The sequence below is a fragment of the Pseudomonas sp. P5_B2 genome (assembly GCF_056400445.1).
Genome location: NZ_JBFULH010000096.1, coordinates 1 through 12790 on the forward strand (window position 1 = coordinate 1; position 12790 = coordinate 12790).

Consider the following 12790-nt stretch of genomic DNA (forward strand, 5'->3'; position numbering starts at 1 on the left):
CAGTTGAGCCCCGTAGAACGCTTCGAAATCCTCACCAAAACACGCGAAATAGTGCCGGGCCAGTTCACGGCGATGGGCGGTGATTGCTCCGATATGAGCAAATTGCCCAAGACCGATGGCTGCCGCGACGTCGGTCATGTTGAACTTACCGCCCAGCACGTCGACATCCAGACCATCGAAGCCGCTGCGGGTGACGCCCTGCAAACGGTACTTCTGCGCCAGTCGCACTTCCTCTTCATTGTTCAGCACCAAACAGCCGCCCTCAGAAGAGGTGATGTTTTTGTTTGCCTGGAAACTGAAGGACACGAAATCACCGGTCGAGCCAATGCTCTGACCGCTCCAGCTCGAACCCAAGGCTTGTGCGGCGTCTTCGACTATCCGCAATCCGTGTTTTTTGGCGATCGCATACAACCGGTTCATGTCCAGCGGCAAACCGGCGAGGTACACCGGAATGATCGCTTTGGTCCGCGGGGTGATTGCCGCTTCCAACTGATCCAAGTCGATGTTGCGGGTAATCGGGTCAATGTCGGCAAACACCGGGGTGGCGCCGACTTCCAGAATGACGTTGGCCGTGGCCACCCAGGAAATCGGCGTGGTGATCACTTCATCGCCTGGCCCGATCCCGGCAACGCGCAAGGCGATTTCCATGGTGCAGGTGCCGGAATTGAAGGTGAGCACCGGACGCCCGCCAAAATACGCCGAGAGTTGTTGCTCAAAGGCCTGGACCTTCGGGCCGCTGGTGATCCAGCCCGAGCGCAACACGTCGCCGACTGCTGCAATCGTGGCTTCATCGATGGTGGGTTTCGAGAACGGGAGGAAAGGCAGTTGGCTCATAAATACAGGCACCTGATCAGCGGACATAGGGCAGATGTCGAGCATGATGTCCGCAATGGCCGTCGGCGCCAAGCCATCCCCTCGGATATCGGCTGCTATGCTGGTTTGACCGTGTTGCATCGACGCTGAGCGCCATCCAAGAGAGAGCCCGTCATGTCCCAGTTGCCGTCCTTGAGCCAGTTACGCGATCCCAATGCCTTTCTGCGCCGCCATCTCGGGCCTGATGCCGCCGAGCAGCAGGCGATGCTCGACAGCCTCGGCCTCGGCAGCCGAGTGGAACTGATCGAGCAAACGGTGCCGCCAGGAATCCGGCTGAACCGCGCACTCGACCTGCCGCCCGCCCTCGATGAACAAGCCGCACTGGCCAAACTGCGCGGCTACGCCGAGCAAAACCAGGTATGGACCAGCCTGATCGGCATGGGCTACCACGGCACCCTGACGCCGAACGTCATTGTGCGCAACGTGCTGGAAAATCCCGGTTGGTACACCGCGTATACGCCTTATCAGCCAGAGATTGCCCAAGGGCGGCTCGAAGCGTTGCTGAACTTCCAACAGCTGACTATCGACCTTACCGGCCTGGAACTGGCCAACGCTTCACTGCTGGATGAGGCCACGGCAGCGGCGGAAGCCATGGCGCTGGCCAAGCGTGTCGCCAAGTCCAAAAGCAATCTGTTTTTCGTCGACGAACACTGTCATCCGCAGACCATTTCAGTGGTGCAGACACGGGCCGAAGGGTTCGGGTTCGAGCTGATCATCGACTCAGTGGATAACTTGAAACAACACCAGGTGTTCGGTGCCCTGCTGCAATACCCCGATACCCACGGCGAGATCTGTGATCTTCGGCCCTTGATCGATCATCTGCACGCGCAGCAAGCGCTGGCGTGTGTCGCCACTGACCTGTTGAGTCTGTTGTTGCTGACGCCGCCGGGGGAATTGGGTGCCGATGTGGTCTTCGGCTCATCCCAGCGTTTTGGCGTGCCCATGGGCTACGGCGGGCCGCATGCGGCGTTTTTTGCCAGCCGCGATGAGTACAAGCGGGCGATTCCGGGGCGGATCATCGGCGTGTCAAAAGATGCCCGCGGCAATGTTGCCTTGCGCATGGCCCTGCAAACCCGCGAGCAACACATTCGACGGGAAAAGGCCAACTCGAACATTTGCACCGCTCAAGTGCTGCTGGCCAACATCGCCAGTTTCTATGCGGTCTATCACGGCCCTGAAGGGCTCAAGCGCATTGCCCAGCGAGTGCACCGCTTGACCTGCATCCTCGCCGCCGGCCTTGAGCGTCGTGGCGTCAGTCGCCTCAACAAACACTTCTTCGACACACTGACCCTGGAGGTCGGTGGCACCCAGTCCGCGATCATCGAAAGCGCTCAAGCGGCGCAGATCAATTTACGGATTCTGGGGCGAGGGCAGTTGGGGTTGAGCCTCGACGAAACCTCTGACGAAACCACCGTCGCAAAGTTGTTCGATGTGTTCCTCGGGGCCAATCATGGCCTGAATATCGACGAACTGGACGCCGAAACGCTGGCTTCCGGCATTCCTGACGGGCTGTTGCGCACCTCACCTTATCTGCGCCACCCCGTGTTCAATGCGCACCACAGCGAAACCGAGATGCTGCGCTACCTCAAGCAGTTGGAGAACAAGGACCTTGCCCTCAACCAGTCCATGATCCCGCTGGGCTCCTGCACCATGAAGCTCAATGCCAYCAGCGAGATGATTCCCATCACCTGGCCGCAGTTCGCCAACCTGCACCCGTTTGTGCCGAAGGAACAGGCCGTGGGTTATTCGCTGATGATCGAGGAACTGGAACGCTGGCTCTGCGCGATCACCGGTTTCGATGCGATTTGCATGCAACCCAACTCCGGCGCCCAAGGTGAATACGCCGGGTTGCTGGCGATCCGTAAATACCACGAGAGCCGTCATCAAGGAGAGCGAGATCTTTGCCTGATTCCCTCTTCGGCCCACGGCACCAACCCGGCCTCGGCACAGATGGCCGGGATGCGCGTGGTCATTGTCGAGTGCGACGACGCAGGCAACGTCGATCTGGATGACCTCAAGCAAAAAGCCTCGGAGGCAGGAGACAAACTTGCCTGCCTGATGGCGACGTATCCGTCGACACACGGCGTCTACGAGGAAGGCATCAGCGAGATCTGTGAAGTTATCCACAGTCACGGTGGTCAGGTGTACATGGATGGCGCCAACCTCAACGCCCAGGTCGGACTGGCACGACCGGCGGATATTGGCGCCGACGTGTCACACATGAACCTGCACAAAACGTTTTGCATCCCCCATGGCGGCGGTGGGCCGGGCATGGGGCCGATTGGTGTGCGGGCGCACTTGGCGCCGTTCGTGGCCAATCACCCGGTGGTGCCCATCGACGGCCCTTTGCCACAGAACGGCGCAGTGAGCGCGGCGCCTTGGGGGAGCGCAAGCATTTTGCCTATCAGCTGGATGTACATTGCGATGATGGGGCCGCAACTGGCGGATGCCAGCGAAGTGGCGATCCTCGCCGCGAACTACCTGGCGCAGCATTTATCCGGAGCATTCCCTGTGCTGTACAGCGGGCGCAATGACCGAGTGGCTCACGAATGCATCCTTGACCTGCGGCCGCTGAAAGCGCTGACCGGTATCAGTGAAGAAGACGTTGCCAAGCGCCTGATGGATTATGGTTTCCATGCGCCGACCATGTCGTTTCCCGTACCGGGGACCTTGATGGTCGAACCGACCGAAAGTGAATCGAAGGCCGAGCTGGACCGGTTTATCGGGGCAATGCTGAGTATCCGGGCGGAAATCAGCGAGGTGGAAAATGGCAACTGGCCGGCCGAGGACAACCCGTTGAAGCGTTCGCCACACACCTTGGCGGACATCACCGGGGTATGGGAGCGGTCGTACAGTATTGAGCAGGCGGTCACACCGGATGCGCACACCAAACAGCACAAATACTGGCCGGTGGTGAACCGGGTCGATAACGTCTATGGCGATAGAAACCTGTTTTGCGCCTGTGTCCCGGTCGACGATTACCGCTGAAATCTCGCCGCACACCTAACCCCTTTGGGAGCGAGCTTGCTCGCGATAGCGGTTCATCAGTAGACATCTCAGTGACTGTTACACCGCTATCGCGAGCARGCTCGCTCCCACAGGGGATTCGTGTTCGGGCAAAAAAAATGCCGCTCAGTTGAGCGGCATTTTTGTATCGATGGACTTATTCCGAAGCGACGGTATTCTTCGCCAGAATCGCATTCGCCAGTTGCATGTCCGTGGCCTGCAAGCCCGGGTTGTCGGCGCGGACTTTCTGCATTGCCGCTTCCAGGTAAGGGCCGCGAATGCCGCCGTCACTGGCGACGAAGCTGCTGGCATCGTCCTGGGCGGCGATGACCATTTTGTTGTCCTTGGACGTCAGGTAGGTCGAGGCGGTGGTTGCACCAGAGGTGAGGACATTTTGCCAAAAGCTATCATCGGCCATCGCGCTACCGACTGAAAGAGACAGCAGCGCGACGGTGGTGACAGCAAGTTTGAAACGCATGATGGGTGACTCCACTGGGTTGACTGCGGCGTTGGATAGCCAACCCCCAATCGAGTTCCATGGGCGAGCGCGTTTACTTTTGCTCGCTCTGCGGCGTCACTCGCAGCACCTCTTCAATTGTGGTCAGACCCGCCGCGACTTTCTGGGCCCCGGATAGCCGCAAGCTGCGCATGCCTTCCTTGAACGCCTGACGGCGGATCGCCAGCAAGTCGGTGTCCGGATTGATCAATGCTTTGACCCCGTCAGTCAGTTGCATGATTTCGTAAACCCCGGCGCGGCCGTGATAGCCGGTGTCGCGACATTCCAGGCAACCGATGGCACGTTGGGCGTGGGTGGGCAGAGGGGCTTGCCAGGGTTTGGTCAGGGTTTGCCAGTCCTCTTCACCGAGCGTCAGTGGTGCTTTGCAGTGCGGACACAACGTGCGCACCAGGCGCTGGGCCATGACGCCGAGCACCGTGGCTTTGATCAGGTAGTGCGGCACGCCGAGTTCCAACAGGCGACTGATTGCGCTCGGCGCGTCATTGGTGTGCAACGTCGAGAGCACCAGGTGGCCGGTGAGCGCCGCCTGAATCGCCATTTCGGCGGTTTCGAGGTCGCGTATCTCGCCGATCATGATGATGTCCGGGTCTTGTCGCATCAGCGCGCGCACGCCGGCGGCGAACGTCAGGTCGATGTTGTGCTGGACCTGCATCTGGTTGAACGCGGGCTCGACCATTTCAATCGGGTCTTCAATGGTGCAGAGGTTGACCTCTGGCGTCGCCAGTTTCTTGAGCGTGGTGTACAGCGTGGTGGTTTTGCCCGAACCGGTCGGCCCGGTGACCAGAATGATGCCGTTGGGCTGACGAGTCATGTCCTGCCAGCGACGCAGGTCTTCGGCGGAAAACCCTAGCTGGTCGAAATCCTTGAGCAGGACTTCCGGGTCGAAAATCCGCATGACCATTTTTTCGCCGAATGCCGTCGGTAACGTCGACAGCCGCAACTCGACTTCACCGCCGGCCGGGGTCTTGGTTTTCACCCGGCCGTCCTGGGGTTTGCGCTTTTCCGCGACGTTCATCCGCCCGAGGCTCTTCAGGCGACTGACGATGGCCATGGTCACCTGTGGCGGGAATTGATAGACGTTGTGCAACACGCCGTCGATGCGAAAGCGCACCGTGCCTTGCTCGCGACGGGGTTCGATGTGGATATCGCTGGCGCGCTGCTGGAAGGCGTACTGAAACAGCCAGTCAACGATGTTGACGATGTGCGCGTCATTGGCGTCCGGCTCCTGGTCGCTGGCGCCGAGGTTGAGCAGCTGCTCGAAGTTGCCCAGGGCGCTGGTCTGTTGATCGGCGCTGGTCGCGCCGCTGACCGATTTGGCCAACCGGAAAAACTCGACGCTAAACCGTTGGATGTCGACAGGGTTGGCCACGACCCGTTTGATCGGCAGCTTCAACACGTGGGTCAGGTCGGCTTCCCAGCCTTTGACGTAGGGTTGGGCGCTGGCCACGGTCACCGCGTCGCGGTCGATGGACACCGCGAGTATCTTGTGGCGCTGGGCAAAGGCGTAGGACATCAACGGCGTAATGGCCGCGACGTTGATCTTCAGCGGATCGATGCGCAAGTAAGGCTGGCCGGCCTGTTGCGCCAGCCACAGGGTCAGGTTCTCCAGGTCCAGGCGTTTTCCGGGACGGCTGAGATCGTCGAGGTGTTGGCTGGCAATGAATTCCAGCGGGTGCAGCTGGCCATTGGCGGTGTGGCGGCGGCGAGCATTGAGCGCGTGCTCGGCCGAGTCATGGCTGATAAAGCCTTGGGCGACCAGTTCGCGCAATAAATCATTGAGATCCAGCCAGCGGTCCTGAATGGCAAGTTGAACGGACATGCGGGCTCCTCATGAACACAATCCGCGAAGGATAGTCGCGGACCTGTCGACCGTTGGGCCACTACCGGACAAAGTCGTGTCGCGGTTTTTCAGCCTGCCGCCTGGGCCGGCTCATCCCACACCGCATCAGCCGCTTGCAGCTCGACCGAGCAGACGCTGATCAAGTTACGAAGTTTCTCCGCAATCACTTGGGCGCGATGCCAGCTGAGACCGTCCATGACGATGTCGATCGACAGCAAGTCATCCCGTCGCTGCACATTGACCTGTTGTGGTGTCAGAAACTGCAAGGCGAACAGATTGAGCGCCCGGCACAGCAGGTCCGGTTCCGCTTCGGCGAGCAATTGATAGTGAACCCGGCTGTGGGCGTTGCTGACGTTCCAGACATCGGCGCGGGTGGGCAGGGTATGGACGGCTTCTAAATGCGGCATGGTCGGTCTCCGAAATCACTGGAGGAATTTTTACATTCGTTGTTGGGCATTTCTTATCTATGATTGGGCTTATTGGCGATTTACCGAATCGAATAATCCAAAAATATAGTGATTAAAGGTTTTTCTATGCAAAGCGAGCTGGATGGCTACGACCGCAAGATTCTCGCGTTGCTGCAAGAGGACGCTTCGCTCTCCAGCGCGCAGATCGCCGAACAGGTGGGGCTGTCGCAGTCGCCGTGCTGGCGGCGGATTCAGCGGATGAAAGAAGAAGGGATCATTCGCGGGCAGGTGACATTGCTGGATCGCAAGAAGATCGGGCTGAACACGCAGATCTTTGCCGAGATCAAACTCAACGCGCACGGGCGTTCGAACTTCACAGAATTCACCGAGGCGATTCGCGGGTTTCCGGAGGTGCTGGAGTGTTATGTGCTGATGGGGTCGGTGGATTTTTTGCTACGGATTGTCACGGCGGACATTGAGGCGTATGAGCGGTTTTTCTTCGAGAAACTGTCGATGGTGCCGGGGATACAGGAAGTGAACTCGATTGTGGCGTTGTCGGAAATCAAGTCGACGACGAGTTTGCCGGTGTAGCACAGGCAGAGCGCTTTTGTGGCGAGGGGCTCTTGTGGCTCACCACAAAAGCCCCCTAACCATAAGGTTTTACATACGCAGCAGCATTTTCCAGGCACGATTCTGATAAACCGCAATCGCCTGCTGCTTGCGCGCATCCAGCGATTCATCGGTAATCGGCTCGTTAGCCAGCAGCGCCAGCTGTTTCAATTCACCGTACAGGCGATCCATTTCCGGGATGTCCAGCACGTGACGGGCATGGTGCAGCCAGGCCTGGATGCGTTCGATGCGCGGCAGTTGCTCGGCCAGGTCTTCCGGTTGTTGCTGATAACGCTGTAATTGCAGGGAGGTCGCTTCTTCTCCCAGCAAACGCGGCAACCAGCTGCCCAGTTGCGCCGCGCCCTGGCGATTGCCACGGACATTGCGATCGGCCGACCAGGTGCGGGCCAGCAACCAGCGTGAGGTGCTCAGCGAGAACAGGCCCCAACGCGGATCTTCCAGCTCCTCGAGGAATTGTTCCGGCGCGGCTTTGCGCACGTCTTCGTCCTCGATACCGGCTAGCACCAACGGACGCCAGTCTTCCAGCAACGCGTCCAACGCAAGGCGCAGGTCGTGCGTCGACTGGCGTGGCGCGGCCTGGCCCAGGCTGCTGAGCAGTGCGCGCAATTCAGCGAGGTTTTCGACCCAGTCCTGCAGCAGGCGCCAGTGGCCGTTGAAGCGATATTGCTCGGCCAGGCGCTGGCTGCTGCCCAGCAAATGCCAGCTCAGCGCGGCGAAGGCATCGTCCAGCGGGGTTTCGGCGGTGATTTGCGGCGCCGGCAGGCTCAGCGAATAGCTGTTGGCGTCGTACAAGCGATAACCGCGCTCGGCCTTGCTGATGTCACATGGCATCAGGGCCAGGGTCGCGGCCAGTTCGGCAGCCAGTTCCAGCAGGGCAGCCGGCTCGCCTTCGCGCAATTCCAGTTCCAGCTCGCAGATTTCTTCTTTCTGCTTGCCGACGATCACGTGGCCCAGGTCCAGCGCAGCTTCGATGACCACTTTGGTCTTGCCACGGCCCCAGGCGATTTCCGCGCGTTCGCGCACGAAATCGGTGGTGAAAATCGGCTTGAGGGTTTTCTTGTCCAGTTCGGCCAGTTCCTCGGGCCAGCATTCGCCGTCGAGTTTCTTCACGTCGAGCTTGGCTTTGGGCAGGTTCCAGTCGTATTCGTTACGCTCGGACAGGCCGGCGACACTTTGGCCACGGGTCTTGAGGGTCTGAATCACTTCTTCGCCATCGCGGCGCAGGCGCAGGGCAACCTTGGCACGGGCCAGGTCGCGCTCAGGCGTGTCGAAGTACTGATTCATCAACTCACGGCGTTCCCAGCCACTTTTGTTGCGTTTTTTCAGGAGCGGGTGCTCGCGCAGGGCGGCGAGGGTTTCGCGGCTGACGCGGAGCTTGATTTCGGTTTCTTTCTGCATGGCCGGAAAATCCAGAATCGGGAGCGCAGCCGGGGGAATGTGTGGCTGCCAAGGTCGTGCAGTGTACAGCACTGGATAAACCTACGCGCCGCGACGGTTTATTCCTGTCGCCGGATGGTTCTATGATGGACTTCAATTCGGCAGTTGGAGTCAGCGATGCCTATACCGTCCATGAAAGATCAGTTCGCTGCGCTGATCGCTGCACCGTCGGTAAGTTGTACCCAACCGAACCTGGATCAGACCAACCGCCCGGTGATCGATTTGCTAGCGACGTGGCTTGGCGATCTGGGTTTTGTCTGCGATATCCAGCAGGTCAGCCCCGGCAAGTTCAACCTGCTCGCCAGTTTTGGTTCGGGCCCTGGTGGCTTGGTGTTGGCCGGTCACAGTGACACGGTGCCGTTCGACGGCGCGTTGTGGCAGACCGATCCGCTGAAGCTCACCGAAGTGGATGGCCGTTGGGTTGGCCTGGGCAGTTGCGACATGAAGGGTTTTTTCGCCCTGGCCATCGAAGCGGTAATACCGCTGCTCGATCAGCCATTCAAACAGCCGCTGCTGATCCTCGTTACCTGCGATGAAGAGAGCTCGATGTCTGGTGCCCGCGCACTGGCCGCAGCCGGGCGTCCATTGGGCCGCGCGGCGGTCATTGGCGAGCCGACCGGGCTGAAGCCGATCCGCATGCACAAAGGCATCATGATGGAGCGCATCGACATTCTCGGTCAGAGCGGCCATTCCTCGGACCCAAGCCTGGGCCACAGCGCCCTTGAAGCGATGCACGATGCGATCGGCGAATTACGCGGTCTGCGTCTGTTGTGGCAGCGCGAATTTCGCAATCCGCAGTTTGGCGTACCGACACCGACCATGAACTTCGGCTGCATCCATGGTGGCGATAACCCTAACCGTATCTGCGGTCAGTGCTCATTGGAGTTTGACCTGCGACCGTTGCCGGGTATGGACCCCAAAGCCTTGCGTGCGGAGATTCTGCAGCGGCTCAAACCGGTTGCCGAACGGCATCAGGTGAAAATCGATTACGCGCCGTTGTTCCCCGAAGTACCCCCTTTTGAACAGGCCGAGGACGCTGAATTGGTCCGGATTGCCGAGAAGCTCACCGGCCATCGCGCCGAAGCAGTGGCGTTCGGCACAGAAGCGCCTTATCTTCAGCAACTTGGCTGCGAGACGCTGGTGCTTGGCCCGGGTGATATCGCCTGCGCCCACCAGCCGGGGGAATACCTGGAAATGTCACGTTTGCAGCCTACGGTGCATCTATTACGACAATTGGTTCAACATTACTGCCTGACACCGGCCGCATTGCAATCCTTGTAGGTGTTGTAAATTGCCAGTGTTCAAACCCGTATCCATCAGGAGAGCGCGCGTGTCGCCAAGCCTGTTCCGACGATAACCATCAGCCCGCTGTGCGTTTTCAGTGTCGCCCATTTTTTGGCTGCTATTTATTTACAGGCCCAGGTTCATGCCCGACTACGTTAATTGGCTTCGTCACGCTTCGCCTTACATCAATGCCCACCGCGATTGCACCTTTGTCGTCATGCTCCCCGGCGATGGGGTGGAACACCCGAATTTTGGCAATATCGTCCACGACCTGGTGCTGTTGCACAGCCTGGGCGTACGGCTGGTGCTGGTTCACGGTTCCCGTCCGCAAATTGAAACCCGCCTCGCCGCTCGAGGCCTGACCCCGCATTACCATCACGGCATGCGCATCACCGATGCCGCGACGCTGGAGTGTGTGATCGATGCGGTCGGTCAGCTGCGTATCGCCATTGAAGCGCGCCTGTCCATGGACATGGCCTCATCGCCGATGCAGGGTTCGCGCTTGCGGGTGGCCAGCGGCAATCTGGTCACGGCGCGCCCGATTGGTGTGCTCGAAGGCGTGGACTATCACCACACCGGCGAAGTGCGTCGGGTCGACCGCAAAGGCATCAATCGCCTGCTGGACGAGCGCTCCATCGTCTTGTTGTCGCCGCTGGGTTACTCGCCGACCGGTGAGATCTTCAACCTCGCCTGCGAAGACGTCGCCACGCGTGCGGCCATCGACCTGAGCGCGGACAAGTTGCTGCTGTTCGGCGCCGACCTGGGCTTGATCGATGAAAACGGTCGTCTGGTGCGAGAATTGCGTCCGCAACAAGTGCCGGCGCATTTGCAGCGTCTGGGCAGCAACTATCAGGCTGAGCTGCTTGATGCGGCGGCAGAAGCGTGCCGGGGCGGCGTGGCGCGCAGCCATATCGTCAGCTATGCCGAAGACGGTGCGCTACTGACTGAGCTGTTCACCCGCGACGGTGGCGGTACGCTGGTGGCGCAGGAGCAATTTGAAATTGTGCGCGAAGCGGCGATTGAGGATGTCGGCGGTTTGCTGGATTTGATCAGCCCGCTGGAAGAGCAGGGGATTCTGGTGCGTCGCTCTCGTGAAGTGCTGGAGCGTGAAATCGAGCAATTCAGCGTAGTCGAACGTGAAGGCATGATCATCGCCTGTGCGGCGTTGTATCAGATTGCCGATTCGGACGCCGGAGAGCTGGCGTGCCTGGCAGTGAACCCGGAATACCGCCATGGCGGGCGCGGTGATGAACTGCTGGAGCGCATCGAAACCCGTGCCCGGACCCAAGGGTTGAAAACCCTGTTCGTGCTGACGACCCGTACCGCTCACTGGTTCCGCGAGCGCGGGTTTGTGCCGAGCAGCGTAGAACGCCTGCCTTCGGCGCGGGCTTCGCTGTACAACTATCAGCGTAATTCGAAGATCTTCGAAAAAACCTTATAACCGCGGCGCCCCCATCGCGAGCAGGCTCGCTCCCACAATGTATCTGCATTCACTGGAGATTTCCTGTGGGAGCGAGCCTGCTCGCGATGGGCTGCGCAGCAGCCCCTGGCAATTATTCAGCCACAAACTTCGCACTGACATACGCCGAATAATCCGGCAGCACCGTTTCAACCTTCCCCTGTTCCTTCAAGAATTTCGCCGTTTCGCCAATCGCCTTGGCCGTGCCGCCGTCCAATAGCGCTGTGGTCTGCTGGGTCTTGGCATCCGGGAACGTAGAGCCGGCCAACAACTCCGGCACATCGACCGCATTGGCACCGGTCAGTTTGGCGATTTTCTGCACAGGTACCGAATCGGCGGTCCAGCTGTCTTTATGCGCGGCGTAGTCGGCGAACGAGTCCAGGGTGACCTTGGCAAACTTGGCCACCACCTCAGGGTGTTTCTCTGCGTAATCTTTACGCGCGACCCAGACTTCAAACGTCGGCGCCCCCCACTGACCGACCTGCGCGGCATCCGTCAATGTCTTGCCTGTCTTGCGAATTTCTCCCAGCGCCGGAGACCAGACAAACGCGCCATCAATATCACCACGCTTCCATGCTGCTGCGATCTCCGCCGGTTGCAAATTCACCACTTTGACTTTCGAGGCGTCCAGGCCCCAGTGCTTCAGTGCGCCGAGCAAACTGTAGTGAGAGGTTGAAACGAAGGGGGTGGCGATGGTCTTGCCGATCAAGTCTTGCGGTTTGTCGATGCCGCTCCCGTTGCGCACCACTAGGGCTTCGGCTGCATTGATCTGGGCGGACACGATGAACGCGATGATCGGCAGATTGCGCGAGGCGGCTGCGGCCAAAGGGCTGGAACCGAGGTTGCCGATCTGCACGTCGCCGGAAGCGATGGCGGTCACCACTTCGGGGCCGCTGTTGAATCGGCGCCAGTCAATTTTCTGGCCGATGGCTTGTTCGTACACGCCATCCGCCTGGGGGACTTTGCTGGGGTCGATTCCGGTTTGATAACCCACAGTCAGGTTGGCCGCTTGAGCGGAATGAGAAAATATCAGGGACACACAAACTGTAACAAAGAGGCTGGATAGTTCGCGTCTGGTCGTCATGGCATTGCCTTTCGGTGGGGGTTTGTTTCCGAATTGCTTCAAACGCTAAACGATCTAAAAAACATCGAACAAATACCATTTGGTAATTAGCTTATGAGCTGGGGGCTCTATTCCGTGGCAGCGCGTAGTACAGGGCTAAATTCCTTAAAGGTATGAAAAACGCATGGGCTAGTTCTTTACAGATTTATGACGAGCACATGTCCAACATTGACCAAAAAACGGGGGATTAGACCATGGTCGTAGACACACAAAG

At 59.3% G+C, this 12790-nt stretch carries 10 protein-coding genes; 4 read left to right on the forward strand and 6 right to left on the reverse strand.

The genetic code is table 11. The features are described 5' to 3' along the window. Positions 1–834, reverse strand: an 834-nt coding sequence (locus tag AC1DRJ_RS11120) for a DegT/DnrJ/EryC1/StrS family aminotransferase (protein WP_477802178.1), incomplete at its 3' end; no start/stop codon positions are given. A 153-nt stretch (positions 835–987) separates the two neighbouring features. On the opposite strand from AC1DRJ_RS11120, the gene gcvP reads away from it, so the two are divergent. Further along, positions 988–3861: an aminomethyl-transferring glycine dehydrogenase gene (gene gcvP / locus AC1DRJ_RS11125; RefSeq protein ID WP_477802179.1), complete on the forward strand. Its 2874-nt coding sequence runs from the start codon at positions 988–990 to the stop codon at positions 3859–3861. A gap of 175 nt (positions 3862–4036) precedes the next feature. Here the strand turns inward: gcvP and AC1DRJ_RS11130 are convergent, their stop codons facing one another. The 3 genes from AC1DRJ_RS11130 to AC1DRJ_RS11140 form a co-directional block, all read right to left on the reverse strand. Then, complete coding sequence (locus tag AC1DRJ_RS11130) at positions 4037–4357, reverse strand: DUF2388 domain-containing protein (RefSeq protein WP_477802180.1); 321 nt, start codon at positions 4355–4357, stop codon at positions 4037–4039. Positions 4358–4430: 73 nt separating this feature from the next. After that, positions 4431–6215 (reverse strand): type IV pilus assembly ATPase TfpB, encoded by a 1785-nt coding sequence (tfpB, locus tag AC1DRJ_RS11135; protein ID WP_477802181.1) that lies wholly within the window; start codon positions 6213–6215, stop codon positions 4431–4433. Positions 6216–6304: 89 nt separating this feature from the next. After that, positions 6305–6643 (reverse strand): hypothetical protein, encoded by a 339-nt coding sequence (locus AC1DRJ_RS11140; RefSeq protein WP_477802182.1) that lies wholly within the window; start codon positions 6641–6643, stop codon positions 6305–6307. 126 nt (positions 6644–6769) lie between these two features. On the opposite strand from AC1DRJ_RS11140, the gene AC1DRJ_RS11145 reads away from it, so the two are divergent. Then, positions 6770–7234, forward strand: coding sequence for an Lrp/AsnC family transcriptional regulator (locus AC1DRJ_RS11145; RefSeq protein ID WP_027926471.1), 465 nt, complete (start codon positions 6770–6772; stop codon positions 7232–7234). 69 nt (positions 7235–7303) lie between these two features. Here AC1DRJ_RS11145 and AC1DRJ_RS11150 read toward each other — a convergent pair whose 3' ends face one another. Then, positions 7304–8671, reverse strand: coding sequence for a CYTH domain-containing protein (locus AC1DRJ_RS11150; protein WP_477802183.1), 1368 nt, complete (start codon positions 8669–8671; stop codon positions 7304–7306). 156 nt (positions 8672–8827) lie between these two features. Here AC1DRJ_RS11150 and argE point away from each other — a divergent pair, with 156 nt between their 5' ends. Together argE and argA are read left to right on the forward strand one after the other, a co-directional pair. Next, the gene (gene argE / locus AC1DRJ_RS11155; protein ID WP_477802184.1) at positions 8828–9991 is read left to right on the forward strand and encodes an acetylornithine deacetylase; all 1164 of its coding nucleotides are present in this window, start codon (positions 8828–8830) and stop codon (positions 9989–9991) included. Between the two features lie 145 nt (positions 9992–10136). After that, positions 10137–11435: an amino-acid N-acetyltransferase gene (argA, locus tag AC1DRJ_RS11160; protein WP_477802185.1), complete on the forward strand. Its 1299-nt coding sequence runs from the start codon at positions 10137–10139 to the stop codon at positions 11433–11435. A 112-nt stretch (positions 11436–11547) separates the two neighbouring features. Here the strand turns inward: argA and tauA are convergent, their stop codons facing one another. After that, entirely contained in the window at positions 11548–12537 is a 990-nt protein-coding gene (tauA, locus tag AC1DRJ_RS11165) for a taurine ABC transporter substrate-binding protein (protein ID WP_477802186.1), read from the reverse strand. Positions 12538–12790: the final 253 nt, after the last annotated feature.

Bases quoted from the DNA above. Each gene is read 5' to 3' on its own strand.
- AC1DRJ_RS11130 (WP_477802180.1), bottom strand. From the start codon at position 4,357: ATGCGTTTCAAACTTGCTGTCACCACCGTCGCGCTGCTGTCTCTTTCA.
- tfpB (WP_477802181.1), bottom strand. From the start codon at position 6,215: ATGTCCGTTCAACTTGCCATTCAGGACCGCTGGCTGGATCTCAATGAT.
- AC1DRJ_RS11140 (WP_477802182.1), bottom strand. From the start codon at position 6,643: ATGCCGCATTTAGAAGCCGTCCATACCCTGCCCACCCGCGCCGATGTC.
- AC1DRJ_RS11145 (WP_027926471.1), top strand. From the start codon at position 6,770: ATGCAAAGCGAGCTGGATGGCTACGACCGCAAGATTCTCGCGTTGCTG.
- AC1DRJ_RS11150 (WP_477802183.1), bottom strand. From the start codon at position 8,671: ATGCAGAAAGAAACCGAAATCAAGCTCCGCGTCAGCCGCGAAACCCTC.
- argE (WP_477802184.1), top strand. From the start codon at position 8,828: ATGCCTATACCGTCCATGAAAGATCAGTTCGCTGCGCTGATCGCTGCA.
- argA (WP_477802185.1), top strand. From the start codon at position 10,137: ATGCCCGACTACGTTAATTGGCTTCGTCACGCTTCGCCTTACATCAAT.
- tauA (WP_477802186.1), bottom strand. From the start codon at position 12,537: ATGACGACCAGACGCGAACTATCCAGCCTCTTTGTTACAGTTTGTGTG.